General features: G+C 42.4%; 15 protein-coding genes. 3 read left to right on the forward strand and 12 right to left on the reverse strand.

All coding sequences use genetic code 11. The features are described from left to right. Window positions 1–59: 59 nt before the first annotated feature. The 4 genes from FTV27_RS08715 to ompR form a co-directional block, all read right to left on the reverse strand. The gene (locus FTV27_RS08715; protein ID WP_180078044.1) at window positions 60–479 is read right to left on the reverse strand and encodes a GNAT family acetyltransferase; all 420 of its coding nucleotides are present in this window, start codon (window positions 477–479) and stop codon (window positions 60–62) included. A gap of 127 nt (window positions 480–606) precedes the next feature. Then, on the reverse strand, window positions 607–2124 hold the full coding sequence (locus FTV27_RS08720) for an acetyl-CoA hydrolase/transferase family protein (protein WP_180078128.1): 1518 nt from the start codon (window positions 2122–2124) through the stop codon (window positions 607–609). Window positions 2125–2330: 206 nt separating this feature from the next. Then, on the reverse strand, window positions 2331–3791 hold the full coding sequence (locus FTV27_RS08725; RefSeq protein ID WP_180024744.1) for an ATP-binding protein: 1461 nt from the start codon (window positions 3789–3791) through the stop codon (window positions 2331–2333). Between the two features lie 246 nt (window positions 3792–4037). Continuing rightward, on the reverse strand, window positions 4038–4802 hold the full coding sequence (gene ompR / locus FTV27_RS08730) for a two-component system response regulator OmpR (protein ID WP_078189809.1): 765 nt from the start codon (window positions 4800–4802) through the stop codon (window positions 4038–4040). Between the two features lie 335 nt (window positions 4803–5137). Here ompR and FTV27_RS08735 point away from each other — a divergent pair, with 335 nt between their 5' ends. Beyond that, entirely contained in the window at window positions 5138–7498 is a 2361-nt protein-coding gene (locus FTV27_RS08735; RefSeq protein WP_180078046.1) for a Tex family protein, read from the forward strand. Between the two features lie 250 nt (window positions 7499–7748). Then, window positions 7749–9929 carry a SulP family inorganic anion transporter gene (locus tag FTV27_RS08740; protein ID WP_180078048.1) on the forward strand — a complete coding sequence of 727 codons (2181 nt, stop codon included), beginning with the start codon at window positions 7749–7751 and terminating at the stop codon, window positions 9927–9929. Window positions 9930–9999: 70 nt separating this feature from the next. Here the strand turns inward: FTV27_RS08740 and FTV27_RS08745 are convergent, their stop codons facing one another. From FTV27_RS08745 to FTV27_RS08775, 7 genes are all read right to left on the reverse strand, one after another. Beyond that, window positions 10000–10314: a hypothetical protein gene (locus FTV27_RS08745; protein ID WP_180078050.1), complete on the reverse strand. Its 315-nt coding sequence runs from the start codon at window positions 10312–10314 to the stop codon at window positions 10000–10002. A gap of 72 nt (window positions 10315–10386) precedes the next feature. Beyond that, the gene (locus FTV27_RS08750; protein WP_180078051.1) at window positions 10387–11466 is read right to left on the reverse strand and encodes a patatin-like phospholipase family protein; all 1080 of its coding nucleotides are present in this window, start codon (window positions 11464–11466) and stop codon (window positions 10387–10389) included. Between the two features lie 106 nt (window positions 11467–11572). Next, on the reverse strand, window positions 11573–11980 hold the full coding sequence (locus FTV27_RS08755; RefSeq protein WP_180078053.1) for a hypothetical protein: 408 nt from the start codon (window positions 11978–11980) through the stop codon (window positions 11573–11575). A gap of 112 nt (window positions 11981–12092) precedes the next feature. Next, window positions 12093–13712, reverse strand: coding sequence for an AarF/ABC1/UbiB kinase family protein (locus FTV27_RS08760; protein ID WP_180078055.1), 1620 nt, complete (start codon window positions 13710–13712; stop codon window positions 12093–12095). A gap of 18 nt (window positions 13713–13730) precedes the next feature. Beyond that, a complete protein-coding gene (locus tag FTV27_RS08765; RefSeq protein WP_180078058.1) occupies window positions 13731–14399 on the reverse strand; it encodes an SCP2 domain-containing protein in 669 nt (222 codons plus the stop codon). A 16-nt stretch (window positions 14400–14415) separates the two neighbouring features. Then, entirely contained in the window at window positions 14416–15360 is a 945-nt protein-coding gene (gene ubiE, locus FTV27_RS08770; RefSeq protein WP_078192823.1) for a bifunctional demethylmenaquinone methyltransferase/2-methoxy-6-polyprenyl-1,4-benzoquinol methylase UbiE, read from the reverse strand. Between the two features lie 226 nt (window positions 15361–15586). After that, complete coding sequence (locus FTV27_RS08775) at window positions 15587–16300, reverse strand: hypothetical protein (RefSeq protein ID WP_180024752.1); 714 nt, start codon at window positions 16298–16300, stop codon at window positions 15587–15589. A 205-nt stretch (window positions 16301–16505) separates the two neighbouring features. On the opposite strand from FTV27_RS08775, the gene FTV27_RS08780 reads away from it, so the two are divergent. Next, complete coding sequence (locus tag FTV27_RS08780) at window positions 16506–17924, forward strand: phosphate--AMP phosphotransferase (RefSeq protein ID WP_111885629.1); 1419 nt, start codon at window positions 16506–16508, stop codon at window positions 17922–17924. 141 nt (window positions 17925–18065) lie between these two features. On the opposite strand, the gene FTV27_RS08785 is transcribed toward FTV27_RS08780, so the two are convergent. Further along, window positions 18066–18587, reverse strand: a complete 522-nt coding sequence (locus FTV27_RS08785; protein WP_078192820.1) for a hypothetical protein — start codon at window positions 18585–18587, stop codon at window positions 18066–18068. Between the last annotated feature and the right edge of the window lie 55 nt (window positions 18588–18642).

Consider the following 18642-nt stretch of genomic DNA (forward strand, 5'->3'; position numbering starts at 1 on the left):
GTGCAATGTCGAATTTTTTTGATGTTGTTACAAGGCTTGACCGAAGATTTGTCTGGCCACTAATCCTTGATTAAACGTTTACCCAAACAAATCACTTCAACCTCTTCATAGCCCAATTGTTCATAAAAATTTTGTACGTCAATGTTGTCTTGGCGAATCAGTAATTGAAGTTTTGGGCAGCCTAGAGCAATTAAGCGTTTTTCTAATTGCTGAATGAGAGCGGTAGCGACGCCATTTCGCTGAAAATGTGGATGTACGGCGAGATAGTTGACCCAGCCTCGGTGTCCATCATAGCCACCCATCACAGTTGCAATCAGTTGATCATCTTTGACCGCCAATAAAAATAATTGATCACGTTGAGCCAATTTTCGAAATATATCAATTTCAGGATTATTCCATGGACGGGTCAGATCACACAGTTCCCAAAGTGCAATCACATCGTCTAAATCAGTTTCGAGATAGGGGCGGATAATAAACATAATTTTTGTTTTAGCATGTATTTTGACCAATTTAGATTAGTCGAGTTTTGCAGACTTGATAAGTCATATTGAAAAATAAAAGCCATAAAAAAACGCTCCGAAGAGCGTTTTTTTAGTTCACTGTCAATTAAGCAGTTTTCACTTCAGGTTGAGCAGCTAACATATGGCCGTTCTCTTCGAAGTTGATGTGCCAAGACAATGCTTCACGTAGAAGGTGAGGTGTTTGACCACCTTTTGCACATGCACGGTCGAAGTAATCGTTCAATGCTGCACGGTAGCTTGGGTGAGCACAGTTGTCGATTACAGCACGAGCACGTTCACGTGGGGCAAGACCACGTAAGTCAGCAAGACCTTGTTCAGTAACCAAGATGTCAACGTCGTGTTCAGCATGGTCAACGTGAGAAGCAAATGGAACAACAGAAGAAATGTCGCCACCTTTTGCAATTGATTTAGTCACGAAGATAGCCAAGTGCGCATTACGTGCGAAGTCACCTGAACCACCAATACCGTTCATCATTTTTGTACCGCAAACGTGAGTCGAGTTCACGTTACCGTAGATATCAAACTCAAGTGCTGTGTTGATACCGATAATACCTAAACGACGTACAAGTTCTGGGTGGTTAGAAATTTCTTGTGGACGTAATACAAGTTTGTCTTTGTATTGTTCAAGGTTATTAAATACTTTTTCGCCATATTTCGCAGAAAGCGTAATAGAGGAACCTGAAGCAAATTTCATTTTGCCTGCGTCGATCAATTCAAATGTACAGTCTTGAAGTACTTCAGAGTACATGATCAAGTCTTCAAAGTTTGAATCTTTAAGACCAGTCAATACTGCGTTTGCAATTGAACCAATACCTGCTTGTAATGGACCTAGGTTTTTCGGTAAACGACCTTCAGCGACTTCTTTTTCAAAGAAAGCGATAAGGTGGTTTGCAATACCTTGAGTTTCATCATCAGGGGCAGTAACTGTAGATGGAGAGTCATGCAATTCGTTGTTAAATACGATACCTACGATTTTTGAAGGATCGATGTTGATCGCATGTGTACCAATACGTTCATCAACATGAGTCAATGGAATAGCTTGACGTGTTGGACGATATGTTGGGATATAAATATCGTGTAAGCCTTCAAATGCTGGGCTTAAGCTGGTGTTGATTTCAACAATCACTTTTTCAGCAAAAATTGCGAAGCTTGCAGAGTTACCTACAGAAGTTGTAGGGATGATGCCACCATCTTCAGTGATCGCAACAGCTTCAATAATTGCTACATCAGGCTTTTTAAGCTGAAGGTTACGCATTTGTTCAACTGTTTCAGACAAATGCTGATCGATGAACATTACTTCGCCTTTGTTGATCGCTTTACGTAATGTATTGTCTACTTGGAACGGTAAACGACGAGCAAGAACACCTGCTTCAGTCAATTTTTTGTCCAAATCGTTACCCAAGCTCGCGCCAGTAATTAGGGTGATTTTAAGAGGATTAGCATGAGCCTGTTGAACCAACGCTAAAGGTACAGCTTTCGCTTCACCTGCGCGTGTGAAACCACTCATACCTACCGTCATACCATCCTGAATGAATTCAGCAGCTTTTTCTGCGCTGATAACTTTGTCGTGAAGGGCAGCTAAACGGATGCGATCTAAAGACATCATATACTCTCGTGAAATTCTCAAAACTGATACGGATTGTACCGATCAAAAAAGCCATTTTGCATCCCTGTTAGGCTAAGGTCTAATTTTTTGAAAAAATGTGGGTATAAGATTTTATTATGATTTTTAAGCTATTGAATAATAAAGTTAAAAATAACAATGGTTAAGGGTTAAACAAAACTGTTCGTTGCTTTTTTGAACGCTTGTTAAAAGCGTTCAGTTAAACTTTGCTTAATTTTTTCCAATGGGCTGTTGTTTAATATTTCATCATTTTCGAGTTTTTGCAGTGGTAAAGAAATGATCGCTTCGAGTCCACCTTCTGCTCGATTGTGAATTGAAAGTTGACCTTCGTGAATATCCACAATACGTTTTACAATGGCTAAACCGAGTCCACTGCCTTGGATGGTACGTGCATCATTACCACGTACAAAAGGTTGCATCAGGTCTTCAATTTGGTCTTCAGGAATCCCTTCGCCATTATCGGCAACGCGAATTTGAATATGGTCACCTTCATATTCGGTAGACAGTTCAATCGGCTCGGCACCATAGCGTTTTGAGTTATTGATTAAGTTGCCTATTAGTCGTTTTAACGACAGGCTACGTGCTTGAATAATCGGTAAGTCTTGAGGTTCAAAGCGAATATCTAAAGGTTTAAATTGAATCACTAATTCCTGCAATAGCGCATTTAAATCAGTATCTTGCGGAACTTCATCAGAGCCATCTCGCATATACGAAATGAACTGATTCAGAATCGCATCCATATCTTCAACATCGTAAATCAGACCTTCTTTTAGGAAGTCATCATCAGGCATCATTTCTGCGCTGAGTCGAATACGGGTCAGCGGAGTACGCAAATCGTGGGAAATACCGGCCAACATGATGCGACGATCACGTTCAGTTTGTTCCAGCGTGTAGACCATGTGGTTAAAGGCTTGGTTTACTTCACGGATTTCTTGTGGCCCATGGTTGGTTTCTAAATAAGGTGCAGTGCCTTGTTTACTATAGTTGTTTGCCGCATCTTGTAAACGTTTTAGTGGACGGTTGAGCTGACGAACCAAGGTTAAGATAATGATGCCAGCAATCAGCGGAATACCCAATAACCAGCCTAAAATCAGCTCTGCGCTATAGTTGGCATAGGTTTTTAAAGGCTCGCGAACCCAGTTGCCATTCATTTCTGGAGTTTGAATCCAGATACGTGGGTCAGGTTTAAATTGGAAATACACGGTCGCATTATCAATGCGCATTTCTTTGGCCAGTTTTTTTTCAATTTGATTGGTAAAGAATTCTGCAATCACTTTGTCTTTAACATTGGGAAATTCTTTCGGATCGGTCACATATTCGATTCCGACGCGATTGCGCATCCAATCGTCGACATCCACTTCGGCATTGTTATGAAAAATCCGTAAATCAGGATTGTTAATGATTTCAAGCTCGACCGCGAGGTAACGAGCATGTTGTTGAATTTCGGGTAAATAGAGTGTGCGCCAAAAGAACCATAAGGACATAAACAGGCTAAAAAACACCACAAATAAGACCAATACGGTAGTCCGCATGGCTGCAGAGCGGGGTTTGATTTTATCGAGGAAGCGTTCCCAAGGTGTCCGTTTTTTTTCGGAGTAGGTAACGTAGTCGGTAAATTCCTGTGGGTCGATGGGTTCGAGTTTCACGCAGAATCCTTTAAGCAAATTTTTTGAAAGGCAGTTTTTATTCTTTGCGATGGAATCTTACTGCTGGAACGTTCTTTGGGAGGAGTTCGTTATGTTACTTTTTAAAAAAGTAACCAAAATTTTTGCCATTCGCTGAACTCGCGCACATTACTTTTATTCATTCAATTTCAAGTGGCTCAGACAGCAGCGAATGGTATTTCCGGACATGAGGTACGGTGACTCGATTCTCAGGTCTTATTTTATGGCTTATTCAGCACCATCTGGAACAAAGACATAACCTACGCCCCAAACGGTTTGAATATAGCGCGCACGTGCTGGGTTTTCTTCAACCAAACGACGCAGGCGAGAAACCTGAACGTCAATTGAACGTTCCATCGCGCCCCATTCACGACCACGAGCAAGATTCATTAACTTGTCGCGTGTCAGTGGTTCACGTGGGTGTTGAACTAATGCTTTGAGTACGGCAAATTCACCCGTTGTTAATGTGACGACTTGACCTTCACGGGTTAATGTACGAGTAGACAGGTCGAGTGACCAAGGACCAAAAGACACCACTTCCATTTGTTGGCTTGGTGCGCCCGGAACTTCACGCACTTGGCGACGTAGGACCGCACGAATACGAGCTAATAGCTCATTCGGGTTAAATGGTTTTGGTAAATAGTCATCTGCACCGGCTTCAAGTCCTGCAATACGGTCTGAATCGCTACCACGAGCGGTCAGCATAATGATTGGGGTATCGATGCTAGATTGGCGCAGACGGCGACAAATACTCAAGCCATCTTCAACAGGTAACATAAAGTCGAGCACAATCAGGGAAAAGAGTTCCCGCTGCAACAGACGATCCATCTGAGTCGCATCATGTGCGGTTTTGACCACAAAACCTTTATCTTCTAGGAAGCGTTGTAAGAGGGTGCGTAGACGCACATCATCATCGACAACCAGAATGCGTTCGACTCGGTCGGTTTCGGCTTGTACGGCATCTGTTTTTTCAGCAGGTACAACTAAACTCATGACGTGCTCCTTATTCTTTATTGTCATCGTAAACAAAAAGTCGATTTCACTTGAGTATACGATTCATTTATATAAATTTACTATGCTCTAAAGCAACAAATATTGCAGTTAAAATCAAGACATAGATACCAAATGTATACATGTTGTTCGAATCAGTTTGCTTGTCTAAGTCTCGCTAATTTGCTGTTTCATAGTCAGTTTCGTAAAAAAATGTGTATTTGAGATGAATTGGCATTAAAAACCACGAATAAATTTATAAAAACAATTGTGGATTTTATGGTCTTGGTCTTTATAATCATGGCTTTTAGAACTTATCCTTGCAGGGATCTAATACGATGACTGACTTAGTTCAGCAGTTGGCAAAAGAAATTGCCGTACGTCCAAATCAAATTGAAGCTGCCATCAAGCTCATTGATGAAGGTGCCAGTGTTCCATTTATCGCACGTTACCGTAAAGAAGTGACGCAAGGTCTGGACGATACTCAATTACGTCAGCTCGATACACGTCTGACTTACCTGCGTGATTTATTTGAGCGCCGTGAAAAGGTAATCGAATCTCTAAAAGAACAAAACAAGTTATCTGATGACTTACTTGCTCGTGTGAATGCAGCAGAAACGAAAAATGCTTTAGAAGAGATTTACGCGCCGTACCGTCCAAAACGTACAAGTAAATCATTTAAAGCCAAAGAAGCGGGTTTAGGCCCAATCGCTGAAAAAATCTTTAATGAAGCGATCGATCCTACGGAAGCTTTGGCAGGCTTTAGCCATGAAGATTATGCAGATGTTGAAAGTCAACTTGATGCGATTCAACACATTTTAATTGATGAATGGGCGCAAAATATTGCATTAACCACTGAACTCAAAGCAACATTTGCAAAAACAGCAATGTTAAAAAGTTTAGTGGCAAGTGATGAGAAAAAGGAAGTCGGTAAAAAATTCCGTGATTACTTCGATTTTTCTGAAAGCTTAAATAAAGTGCCGTCACATCGTTTATTGGCGATGCTACGTGGCCGTCAAGAAAATGTCTTAGGCTTAAAAGTCGATGGTGAAGATGATGCACCATTGGCACGTATTGAAACTGAATATAATATAGAAACAGCTCAGCCACAAGCGCGTGCAGATTTCTTAAAACAAACAGCAAAACTGTTCTGGCTCGGTAAAGTTCGTCCTGCCATTGAGCATTCATTATTGACTGAAAAACGTTTGGCTGCCGAAGCTGAAGCGATGGATGTATTTGCTGAAAACCTACGTCATTTATTACTTTCTGCACCAGCCGGCGCGCGTACCACTCTGGGTGTTGACCCTGGTATCCGTACGGGTGTGAAATTGGCTGTTGTCAATGCATCAGGTGATGTACTTGCACACAGCACGATTTACCCATTTGCTCCGAAAGAAGACAAAGCTGGTTCAGTTGCTGAACTTGCGCGCCTTTGCCGCGAATTCAATGTTGAATTAATTGCGATTGGTAATGGTACTGCAAGCCGTGAAACTGAAGCGGTTGTGGCTGAAATGATGGCTGCGAATACGGATTTGAACTTGATTCGTGTGTCTGTCTCTGAAGCGGGTGCATCTGTTTATTCAGCATCTGAATTGGCATCTCAAGAATTGCCAGAGCTAGATGTATCTATTCGCGGTGCAGTGTCGATTGCTCGTCGTTTACAAGATCCATTGGCGGAGCTTGTGAAAATTGATCCGAAATCGATTGGTGTAGGTCAATACCAACATGACGTGAACCAAACCGATTTAGCAAAAACACTAGAAGCAGTAGTTGAAGACTGCGTGAACTCAGTTGGTGTAGATGTGAACACAGCATCATCTGCAATTTTGGGTTATATCGCGGGTTTGAATAAATCAATTGCACAGCAAATTGTGGATTTCCGTAAAGAAAATGGTCGTTTTGATAACCGTCAAAGTTTGAAGAAAGTACCTCGTTTAGGCGAACGTACCTTTGAACAAGCAGCAGGTTTCTTACGTATTCAAGATGGTTCTGAACCATTGGATGCATCTGCAGTTCACCCTGAATCTTATGGTTTAGTAGAAAAAATTGTGGCAGCGAAAGCAACCACAGTCAAAGATATTATTGGTAATACTGAAATTATTCGCCAAGTAAACGCCGAAGAATTTGTGAATGACCAATTTGGTCTACCGACAATTCAAGACGTTTTATCTGAACTTGAAAAACCAGGTCGTGATCCACGTCCAGAGTTCCGTACCGCAAAATTCCGTGAAGACATCACTGAAGTGGCGCAGTTGACTGAAGGTTTACAGCTTGAAGGTGTGGTTACGAATGTGACGAACTTCGGTGCATTCGTGGATGTGGGTGTACACCAAGACGGTTTAGTGCATATTTCTGAACTTGCAAATGAATTTGTTGCAGATCCGCACAAAGTCGTAAAACCAGGTCAAATTGTTCAAGTTCGTGTCTTGAATGTCGATGTTGAACGTAACCGTGTCAACTTGTCTATGCGTGCAGAAGGTACTGCTGCAGCGAAACCACAACGTCAACCACGTCGTGACAATGCCCAGCAAGAACAACGTGGTGAGCGTAAGCCACATGCGAAACGACCACAGCATGCTCGTCCGCAAGGCGACCGCCCACAAGGTCATAAAAAACCTCAAGCAGCGAAACCACAAGAAAATAAAATTGGTGGTTTAGGTGCGTTGTTATTACAAGCAGGGATTAAAGGTTCGAAGTAATCTTGAACTGTTAAAAAAAACCTCCCATTTGGGAGGTTTTTTTTATTTTCTTTTACGGCCTATCAAAGATAAATGAGCTGAATCTTAAACTTCGCAATAAAGTGTAAAAATCACACAAATCACGTATCAAAACACACTATAGAATCGTTCGATTGTCAGACAATATAAGTCACGCCATAAAGTGGTCACAAACTTTAGGCTTTACATACTTACATCTAATTATTTGATATTTATTATAAACGGTAAAATGATGACATCTAAAATTGAACGACATCGATTTCATATTCACGACTTTTTATCTGGAACAGTGGTATTTCTCGTGGCTTTACCGCTATGCCTAGGTATTGCATTGGCTTCTGGCGCACCGATTCTCTCTGGCATTATTGCCGGCATTGTCGGTGGTATTTTAGTTGGGGCACTGAGTGGCTCACATATCAGTGTTGCAGGGCCAGCAGCAGGTTTAACAGCAGTCATTTTGGTACAGCTAGAACTACTCGGCGGCAACTATGCCGCCTTTTTATTGTGTATTGTTTTTGCCGGTATCTTACAGATTGGATTTGGCTTATTTCGGCTCGGTTTCTTTGCCAACTTTATTCCGAACAATGTCATATTGGGTTTGTTGGCAGCTATCGGGCTGATTTTGATTGGGAGTCAAATACCTTATTTGTTTGGCTTGAACCAATTTTCATGGTCTGTGCCGTGGCAGTCACAGCCGCTCGATTTGCATTGGGATATCGGTGCCGTTCTGATCGGTATCGGTAGCCTTGTGCTGATGTTGCTATGGGAACAGAGCCCATGCAAAAAATGGGTTTTGCCTTCAGCCTTGGTTGCTGTAGTCATCGCTGCACTATGTAATGCCGTGTTGGTGCTTAGTGGCTCGTCTTTTGCAGTTCATCCATCAAATCTCATCCAACTTCCTAACCTTTGGGATCAGCCACAAAATGTGATGATCTTTCCGGATTGGACCGCTTTAAATAATCCTCTGATTTATACGGGCGCTATCACTTTGGCGGTTGTGGCGTCATTAGAAACTCTATTGAATTTAGAAGCAGCAGATAAATTGGATCCGCATAAGCGCTCTTCACCCCCCAACCGAGAGTTATGGGCGCAAGGCATCGGCAATGTCGTTTCGGGTGCTATAGGCGGGATGCCGCTAACTTCAGTAATTGTTCGTAGTTCGGTCAATGCCAGTGCTGGAGCTAAAAGTAAATGTTCTGCCATCTTTCATGGCGTATTGCTCTTGTTTGCCGTACTGTGTTTAGTGCCTTTGATGAACATGATTCCGCTTTCAGCATTAGCCGCAATTTTAATCCTCACTGGGTTTAAACTGACACATCCCAAATTGTTTAAACAGTTGTATTTAAAAGGTTGGAAACAATTTATTCCTTTTATCATTACCTTACTGGCGATTTTATTCACAGACTTATTGCTCGGAATCTTGATTGGTTTAGCCAGTAGTGCGGCCTTTATTTTATATGCCAATTTTAATAAGGGACTGAAGGTGTATAAAGAGCATCATTTACATGGGGTGATTACACGGATTGAATTGCCTTCACAAGTTAGTTTTCTCAACCGGTCGGCATTAATATCTGCATTGGAACATATCCATCGGGGCGAACAAGTGGTGATTGATGCCACACATGTGAGTGATATGGATGCTGATATTTTCCAGCTTATTCAAGAGTACCAGCAGGAAAAGGCAGCACAGCGTAAAGTGCAAGTGCAGTTGATTGGTTTCAAGGCACACTATGCCGATGCGCAGGAGGCGGCATTGGATATAGATATCAGTACCTCAGCTTTACAGCAACGTTTGACTCCGGAGGCCGTGCTCGCTTTACTTAAAGCCGGCAATGAGCGGTTTGTACAAAATGAGCGTTTGCAACGAGATATCTATCGTCAACTGCGGGTGACCGCAGAAGAAGGACAGCATCCGATTGCGGCAGTGTTAGGTTGTATGGATTCTCGTGCGCCGACTGAAATGATCTTTGATGTTGGAATTGGCGATTTATTTAGTTTACGCATAGCGGGGAATGTCGCAGGGCAAAAAGTATTAGGTTCTTTAGAATTTGCCTGCGAAGTCAAAGGTGCCAAAGTGATCGTAGTGCTTGGTCATACGGACTGTGGTGCGGTTAGCAGTGCTTGTCAGTTGCATTTAGCTGGTCAATCGATTCAGAGCTTGACGCGTATGCCGCATATTCAATATGTGCTGGGGCCACTCAATGAGTCTGTATCGCGTGTTGCTGAATTGATGCAACCACAAACGCTGAGTCCGGCATTTTTAGAGCAAGTGACGCAAATGAATGTGCATTACAACATCCGCTATATTTTGCAAAATAGTGAAGTGCTACAGCAATTGGTGCAAGAAGGTAAAGTGGCGATCGTTGGTGCGGTGTATGATGTAAGAACTGGACGGGTTAATTTCTTCGGATAAATAAAATCTGATGACATAAAAAAGGATCATCATGAACACATGATGATCCTTTTTATTGAACTAAAATACATTAGCGAATCATCGGTACAATCCAACTGGTAATGATCAGCAAAATACCGAAATGTCCCAATTTACGGGTGACATATACCAATTTTGACGGCTTTTGTTCCAATTGTTTCGCATAGTCTTCGATGCTAATGCCTTGTTTTGCATTACTGGTAAATAAAAACACCGCCAAATCAATACAAATTAAAATCGTACCGACATCTGCCACCACTTCCATTAAATCGTATTGGCCGTTGATCAAGGCGGTTGACACTTGATAAACAAGGAAAAGTGCAAAAGCGATGCAGGCATACTGCAAAACAGTTAAAAATATCCGCATAAATCTATACTAAATAAGCTCAAAATTCTGAAACAGGATTATAGCGTCCCTCGCAAGAGATTACTGTAACGCTTAGAGTGCTTGCATGACTGCTGGGAAATGTTGCTTTTCAACCAACTCCAAAAACTCATCGCCCATACGCTGACTTTCAGCCACACATTGGTTCCACATTTTAATCCGTTGTTGGTTGTCTAAGCCTTTGAGGGTAAAGTCTTTACGGTCAGGCAGTCGGCCAAGCGGCAAGCTTGCAAGGTATTCTTGTGAAGGTGATAGTAACAGGGTACGCGCCTGATTGTCTGGATTAGCCTGACGTTTAAATAATTTATCAAACCAACCGGGGGTGATGCTATCTGTGAAATGCGGATACAGCACGATGCCCTGACTTTGGAAGGGTAGGTCAATATGATAGTCAATCAGGCCGCCATCGCGGTAACTGCCTTGTGGCGCATCAGGGATATCACGGATCGCGGCCATGACACCGGGAATAGATGCAGAAGCCATAAGCCACGGCATGACACTGTCTTGAGTCAATGCATGGTAATGCGTGGTAAAGCCATCATCCGCCACGGTAAATTGATGACCTGACACAGGCTGACTAATTACACGCTGCATGAAATAACGACTGTGTTTACGTGCGAGCGCTGTCGTTCCCACGATTCCTGCGACAGAGGCTAATAGCGGCAGAGCTTTATCACTTTGGAAAATATGCTGAGCTTTGACTGAAAGCACAGTGAGGTGATAATCAGGATGATTAACCAGTGCAGCTTTTTGACCTTGAATCAAATCGATCAGCATGCCACGACACACATCGCTGACTTCTTGACGACTCATCTTTTTATGAAAGCTCAGATTGGTATACAGCTCAGAGAGGCGTTTCGTGCCTTCGATAGCTCCCCAAGCAGCAATACTGGCAAAGCGCCAACTGCCAATCGATGAACCAATTAAAGTACGCTTTTGTTGCGCACGTGGCAAAAAGTCAGCAAAAATCGCCTGATCTAAACCTTGAATACCAATGCCTTTCGGGCCACCAGCAGCACCGGGCAGGATATCCACTTGAGCGGCGTTTAAACCTTCTTTTTCAATTAGTTGGCGTGCTAAATGGCCAGCACGGATATTGAGCGCAGGCGGTTTTTTTTGCAAAATTTGAGTCATGGCAGTCGCTTAAAATACAGTCGTAGAATTATTCTAGTGCGTTTTTGCACAGACCCAATGGCTGAAACTTCCGACAAATGACTTCTCAGTCATATCAGGGTATCGCTCATGAGTGTTGTAATAATTGTTCATTATGCCGATGCAATTGAAACAAACTGAGGCAGACGATTGCCCATGTCGCCATTGGAAAGACCGCCCAAGCAAATAGATTAATGATAAAAACCACGGCCCCAGCTAATAACCAATAATTTAACCCGGCCGTCAGTTTTTGCTGTGGCAAACAAAGCAGGAATAAACAGGGAAGTACATTAAAGAGAATGATCCACCAAAATGCAGCGCTATGTTGCATCCGATACAGGGTGGTGTTGGCTGTCGGTTGCCAGTTCAGAAAAGATAAGTGTAAATTCAATTGAACCAATACATCGAGCAGGGTCGAAAAACTATATAGCAAGGCCGTTGCACAAGCTCTGAGTGGATTTCGACCATACAGTACCCCTAAATAACTGTATGACATGGCGTTCAGCCTTATTTAATTTTTTGAATTTTTTGTTTTTATAGCTTTAAGCCCTTTATTGTCAAAGGGCTTAAAGGAGCTATGGATACAACATATTGTTTAAATACAAAGATTATTTAAACACACGCCAAATGGCAAGTAAGCATGAAAGTGCAATTAATACGATGGAAACATACCATGGCGCAATTATCGCAATGGAGAGGAAGATGGCCATAACACTACCAAAGACCCAACTACGCTTTTGCTGATGTTCCATTTGCAAGCGCATGCTTTGCAGTTCATTGAGTTGTTTTGCATGCCAAGCTGACTGATTTTTTAAACCATTCAGACTGTCGATCATCAGCGTTGGTAAATCTTGCGCACCTAAAAGTAAGTCTGGAATTTTTTGTCCGAGTTCTTTTAAGTTTTTCTGAGGATTCATTTGCGCTTTAATCCAATCGGTGAGGATTGGTTTTGCCAAACTCCAAATATCCAATTCAGGATAGAGATCAGTTCCTAAACCTTCGACATGAACCAAGGTTTTGAGCAGCAACATCAGTTGTGGCGGAATCTCTAAATGGAAACGACGCGCAATATCCATCACTTGAATCAGAATGCCGGCGAAGTCCAATTCATGCATTGGTTTAGAGACCATTGGGCCAACTGTGCGACGCATTTCACGTGCTAAGGCATCTTGATCTGTACCCGGTGGAATCCAACCCGCTTGATGCACGATTTGAATCAGCTGCATAAAGTCGCTGTTCATAACCGCAAGTAGCATGCGTGCTACGGTCATTTGGTCGTGCTTTGAAAGCTCACCCATAATCGCGCAGTCCAAGGCAATAAAGCGTGGATTGCTAGGATTGATGGTTTCGACGAAGACATTCCCCGGATGCATGTCTGCATGGAAGAAGTTATCGCGGAACACTTGGGTAAAGAAAATGGTGAGCCCTTTTTCGGCTAAATCTTTACGATCCATACCCAAGCGATCAAAGGTCGCAATATCTGAAATAGGCACACCGGTAATACGTTCTTCGACCATGACATCACGGCTGTCCATGTAGACTTCAGGCACGTACATCATGCTTGAACCGGTGAAGTAATGACGCATACGACGGGTGTTATCCGCTTCTAAAGTCAAATCCAATTCATTGAGAATAATTTGACGGTAGTCCTGAATAATTTCAGATAAATGCAGGGCACGAGCGGCTTCTAGACGTTTTTCAAGGAACTGACCAAGCCACTCTAATATTTCAAAATCTTCCAGAATTTGATTGCGAATATTTGGGCGAGTCACTTTTACCACGACTTCACGGCCATCATGCAGGGCTGCAGTATGCACTTGTGCAATAGATGCAGCGGCTAAAGGCTGCTCGTCAAAGCGTGCAAATAAGGTATTCACATCCGCTTTGAGTGATTCCTGAATACGCATTTTGGCAACGTCATTCGAAAAAGGTTTTACACGGTCTTGTAGTAGTACCAATTGCTGTAAAACTTCAGGTGGAATCAAGTCACGACGGGTAGACAGTAATTGCCCCATTTTAATGGCCAGCGGGCCCATCTCTTCCATGGCTTCTTTGAGCTTGAGCGGATTTTTACGCTCGCGGCTTGACCAAGCCGCAGGGTGCATGCGAATGAGAGAAAGAATATGACGGGCTTTTTCCGGTAATTCTTCCGCAGGAAACAACGTGTCGAGTCTATAGTGCGCAGCGATGCGCCAAAGGTCGAGTAAACGTGAAACGTGCGGAATCATATGTGCAATTACCTAGTCTTAAGTGTTGTCTTGTAATGAGTCAATTTGGCTATGCAGTTGCTGAATTTTTGCTTCTGCACGGTCCAGATTTTGATTCAAAATTCGTGTGTCTTGATTCAGGTCATCCATCTGCCAACGTGGGGCAAACAAGCCAGAATCTTCTTTTAACGCGTCTTCAGCAAAGAACAAATGGCTTTGTAAAGTACGTTTGAGATATTTGGGTGCAAGTTGCAACTTACCAATTTCATGCGCAAGGCTTGGACCTATCCAAGGGCTTAAATGCGAAGCTAAATCGGGCTCAGCTTGCTGCATAATGCGTTGGATATCCTGCAATAAATGATAATCACCTTGCAATGGGATATTGCCGACATCTTCAGCCAACAGCAGTTTAAGGAGCTCGACGACCGTTTTGACATGCAAGGTCGCCGTTGCTTCGGTCTTACTTGACTGCTGCTCGTAAGGACGTTGCTCAAAGATAGATGCGGTTTCAGAGTGTCCTGTTGGCGTCGGTTCTAAGCGAACTTTCTGATCGTCAAAAAACACATCCACCGACAACTGTGGTGAGTCGATCACCACACGAAGCATTTTGCCTTGCAATTCATTCAGTTGGATACGAGTAATAGCATCCAAATCAATGACATGATGAATTAAGCGTTCAACTGCACCAAGTGCGAGAATCGACCACATAGTTCAGCCTGCAGTATTAAAGTTTGAAACCACGGTGTACAGCCACGATACCACCCGTTAAGTTGTGGTAATCACAGTTTTGGAAGCCCGCATTTTCCATCATACCTTTAAGAGTACGTTGGTCTGGGTGCATACGAATTGATTCTGCAAGGTATTTATAGCTTTCAGAGTCATTCGCTACGATTTTACCCATGATCGGTAATGCAGTGAATGAGTACAAGTCATACAGTTTTGAGAAAGGTTCAAATACCGGTTTAGAGAATTCTAAAATCAGTAAACGACCACCTGGCTTAAGAACGCGGTACATTGCAGCAAGAGCAGCATCTTTGTCAGTCACGTTACGTAGACCAAATGAAATGGTTAATAGGTCAAAACTGTTGTCTGCAAAAGGTTCTAAAGTTTCAGCATTGGCCAAAACGAAATCGACATTGGTACAACCAGCATCAATGAGGCGGTCACGACCGACATTGAGCATCGATTCGTTAATGTCTGAAAGCACCACATGACCTGTCGGACCAACTTCACGACTGAACACTTTAGCAAGGTCACCTGTACCGCCTGCAATATCCAGTACGTGCTGACCGCGACGAACACCTGACATGTTAATGGCAAAACGTTTCCATAGACGGTGAATACCAAATGACATTAAATCATTCATGATGTCGTATTTCGCAGCCACTGAGTGGAAAACTTCCGCGACTTTTTGCGCTTTGTCTTCGCTGCTCACGGTCTGATAACCAAAGTGTGTAGTTGGCCCAACATTACCTGTGTTCGCGCCACGTGGCAGATTATATTTGGGTACTGAACCTGTCACAGGTGTGTCGGTCAGACGTTGTTCTAAAGATTGTTGCTGACCTTGCGCTGTCCCTTGTGGTAAAGGTTCAGTTAAGAATGGACTCGCTTTGTCTGTATTTTGTGCCGACTCAGGTGTAGGGACAGGCGTTTGATTCTCGTTAGACATTAGAGTCACTCCTAACTTATAAATAGGGTTAATGTTACTTTGTAAGCATGATGACAGATTCTCTGTTGTTATACAGCAGTCATTTGCATTTGTTGTGAATAATATACAGAAAAAATAAGGGGCTGCTGTAATTGCTTTGCAAAACCCCTATAAAAAATCTGAGTTCAGCTTTGAGCGCCCTGTTTGTTTTATATCAAATGTGGGCTGAATGGGGATGATAATTTTGTTAGGCCGCCGGCTGAAACGGGTTAGGGTCTCCAGCATGTACACGGTCAATGATTTGACGTTCTACAGTGGTAAATTCACGCACAAATTTTTCTGCTGACTTAAGTGGTTTCATTGCGAGAAAGCCATCTTGCATAAAGTCATACATCACTTCGAAGTTATATTTTATTGCTGCGCCTTTGCACATCTTAAAGGCGGTATAGACCATAAATGAGCGCATATATTTATCTAGATTACGACCTAAATCGTCCAATAGTTGCAGCTGTAACATACGGTCCTTGCCCTGATCAAGCTTAAGATAAGTCTGGCGCATCATTTCATCGGTTAGGGTCAGATTGGATGGATAATCTTCTAATAATTGCATGGCCACTTGTTCATCAAGCTGTACGGCTAAAATGGCAAGTTGTACGCCCGAAGTACCAGTCTTTATAGCATTGTCTGGAATCAATTTTTCAGCTTTGTGTGCATAGCGCGTGAGACGAGCAATTTGTGCTGCTAATGCATCAAAATCAGGACCGCCATATAAACGATTAATAAAATATTCAGACATCAGCACATTGTGTTTTTCAGCAAATTGTACGGCATGAGTGCGTTGCATACGCTGTTTTTGCCACTGCTGGACATCTTGTAAACGCTGTAAAATTTCTGGCTTTTTGTGGTAGTTCAACTGGTAATACAGTTCAAGTAAATCATCTAATACTGCAAGTTTGGACATTGAGTGTCTCAATTATTTTTTAGATGTTTGAATCTTAGTGGGTGTTGTAGCTTAGGGCTATGACAAAGTGACGAAATTATAGGTTAATCTGAGTCAGTTTGTTGCAGAAATGGTCATATTTTGCATTTCAGCATATACATGAAAGCATTGTTGTGTGATGAACGGCATGGTTATACTCAAAACAGAATAAAACCAAGGGTCCGCCATGAGCTTAAAAGAAACAGAATTTCAATTGATGGATGAAGAACAACTCTCGGTTGAGCTAATTGAAGCGCAATATCAACTGAAAAATACCAGCCGTCAGCCTAATGCCAAAAGCGTGTTGATTTTAGTCAGCGGAATAGAGCTTGCGGGTAAGGGGGAGGCCGTCAAACAGCTCCGTGAATGGGTTGATCCACGTTACTTAAGGGTGAAAGCGGATGCCCCGATCATATTTAATCCAAAACAAACCTTTTGGCAGTCTTATGCACGGTTTATTCCTGCCGAAGGGCAAATCATGGTGATGTTTGGAAACTGGTATAGTGATTTGCTCAGTACCGCCATGCATGTGTCGAAGCCTTTGGATGAAACCTTATTTGATGAATATGTCGAGAACATGCGGGCTTATGAACGAGACCTAAAAAATAATCATGTCGATGTGATTAAGGTCTGGTTCGATTTATCTTGGAAATCTTTACAAAAACGTTTGGATGAAATGGACCCGAGTGAAGCGCGTTGGCATAAATTGCATGGTTTAGATTGGCGCAATAAAAAACAATATGACAACTTGCAACGTTTACGTCAGCGTTTTAGTCATGACTGGATCATTATCGACTGTGAAGATGAGCAAGTCCGTGATCAGCAATTTGCACAGTATATTTTACGCACTTTAAAACATTGTCCAACACATGAAACTAAAGCGGTAGGGCGTTGGAAACAAGCCAAAACACCACAGGCTTTATTGGAGCCAAGTACAGCCGTCGCTGATGAAGCCGATTATAAAAAAGAATTAAAAAAATTAAGCCGTAAGGTGGCTGAAGCTTTACGTTTTGATTCACGCAACGTGGTGATCGTGTTTGAAGGGATGGATGCCGCAGGGAAAGGCGGAGCAATTAAACGTATTGTTAAAAAGTTAGACCCACGCGAATATGAAATTCATACTATAGCAGCACCTGAAAAATATGAACTACGCCGTCCTTACTTATGGCGCTTTTGGAATAAAATTGTCCCTGAAGAGAAAATCACGATTTTTGATCGCAGTTGGTATGGTCGTGTTTTGGTTGAGCGGATTGAAGGATTTGCTAACACCGTTGAATGGCAGAGGGCATATGATGAAATTAATCGCTTTGAAAAGGACCTATATAACAGTCAAACGGTTGTCATCAAGTTCTGGTTAGCCATAGATAAGGATGAGCAAGCTGCGCGGTTTAAAGCCCGCGAAGAAACCGCGCATAAACGTTTTAAAATTACTCCAGATGACTGGCGGAATCGTGACCGTTGGGATGACTATCTCAAAGCTGCTGCAGATATGTTGCAACGCACGAATACAGAATATGCGCCGTGGCATGTGATTGCGACCAATGATAAGCATAGTGCTCGTTTACAAGTGCTAAAAACGATTTTAGCGCAGTTGAAAGCAGATTGACTTTATGAAAAAAGCCACGCAATTCGTGGCTTTTTTCTTCATTTTCAAAACTCGCTCATTTTCAAATTTACTGGATCTTCAGGCCTATGATTTAGAGCGCTTTAATGTTTTAAACCTGTTCATAAACTAAACGTCGCTGCATTAAGCATTGTTTGGTGTTGGGACAGGTTGGTTCGGAAATTTCTGTTGAATACGCTTCGCCAATTGGTAGCTTTCTTCTACATGGGTTTCAGCGACTTTTTTCATCACAATATAACCCAAACTGGCTGCCACCAATTGTCCACCTAATGGAATAAATTTAGTGACTTGTTTGGTAATATATTTTGCAGCAATGTTATTTAGCGATTTTTTCATCGCGGTTCGTGCAACCACTAAACCAGAAAATTCGACACCACGTTTACGCAGTTCTGTCCAATGAATTTGTTTGGTTTTTGGATCATACACACTAATTTGATCTGGTGCTAAACCAAAACGCGCATTAATTTCTGGAATGAGCTGTGACAAAATTCCGACGTCAATCACCACATCCAAAAATGGCACAGGAATAATGGCTGCACCTGCTGAAAAATAAGCACGTTTTTTAACGAGCTCTAAGCATTCAGCGCGAATAATGTCCAGATTTAAGTTAGGGTCGATGGAATCAGGAATGTTATCAATTTTCATAAGCAAATACCCTTAATACTGGATTGGTTTTTTTCTCATAAAGTATCATTAAGAT

Source organism: Acinetobacter sp. YH12251, from assembly GCF_013417465.1.
Lineage (GTDB): Bacteria > Pseudomonadota > Gammaproteobacteria > Pseudomonadales > Moraxellaceae > Acinetobacter > Acinetobacter amyesii.

Coding starts and splice junctions, on each gene's coding strand:
- FTV27_RS08715 (WP_180078044.1), bottom strand. CDS start 479: ATGTTTATTATCCGCCCCTATCTCGAAACTGATTTAGACGATGTGATT.
- FTV27_RS08720 (WP_180078128.1), bottom strand. CDS start 2,124: ATGTCTTTAGATCGCATCCGTTTAGCTGCCCTTCACGACAAAGTTATC.
- ompR (WP_078189809.1), bottom strand. CDS start 4,802: ATGAGTTTAGTTGTACCTGCTGAAAAAACAGATGCCGTACAAGCCGAA.
- FTV27_RS08735 (WP_180078046.1), top strand. CDS start 5,138: ATGACTGACTTAGTTCAGCAGTTGGCAAAAGAAATTGCCGTACGTCCA.
- FTV27_RS08740 (WP_180078048.1), top strand. CDS start 7,749: ATGACATCTAAAATTGAACGACATCGATTTCATATTCACGACTTTTTA.
- FTV27_RS08745 (WP_180078050.1), bottom strand. CDS start 10,314: ATGCGGATATTTTTAACTGTTTTGCAGTATGCCTGCATCGCTTTTGCA.
- FTV27_RS08750 (WP_180078051.1), bottom strand. CDS start 11,466: ATGACTCAAATTTTGCAAAAAAAACCGCCTGCGCTCAATATCCGTGCT.
- FTV27_RS08755 (WP_180078053.1), bottom strand. CDS start 11,980: ATGTCATACAGTTATTTAGGGGTACTGTATGGTCGAAATCCACTCAGA.
- FTV27_RS08760 (WP_180078055.1), bottom strand. CDS start 13,712: ATGATTCCGCACGTTTCACGTTTACTCGACCTTTGGCGCATCGCTGCG.
- FTV27_RS08765 (WP_180078058.1), bottom strand. CDS start 14,399: ATGTGGTCGATTCTCGCACTTGGTGCAGTTGAACGCTTAATTCATCAT.
- ubiE (WP_078192823.1), bottom strand. CDS start 15,360: ATGTCTAACGAGAATCAAACGCCTGTCCCTACACCTGAGTCGGCACAA.
- FTV27_RS08775 (WP_180024752.1), bottom strand. CDS start 16,300: ATGTCCAAACTTGCAGTATTAGATGATTTACTTGAACTGTATTACCAG.
- FTV27_RS08780 (WP_111885629.1), top strand. CDS start 16,506: ATGAGCTTAAAAGAAACAGAATTTCAATTGATGGATGAAGAACAACTC.
- FTV27_RS08785 (WP_078192820.1), bottom strand. CDS start 18,587: ATGAAAATTGATAACATTCCTGATTCCATCGACCCTAACTTAAATCTG.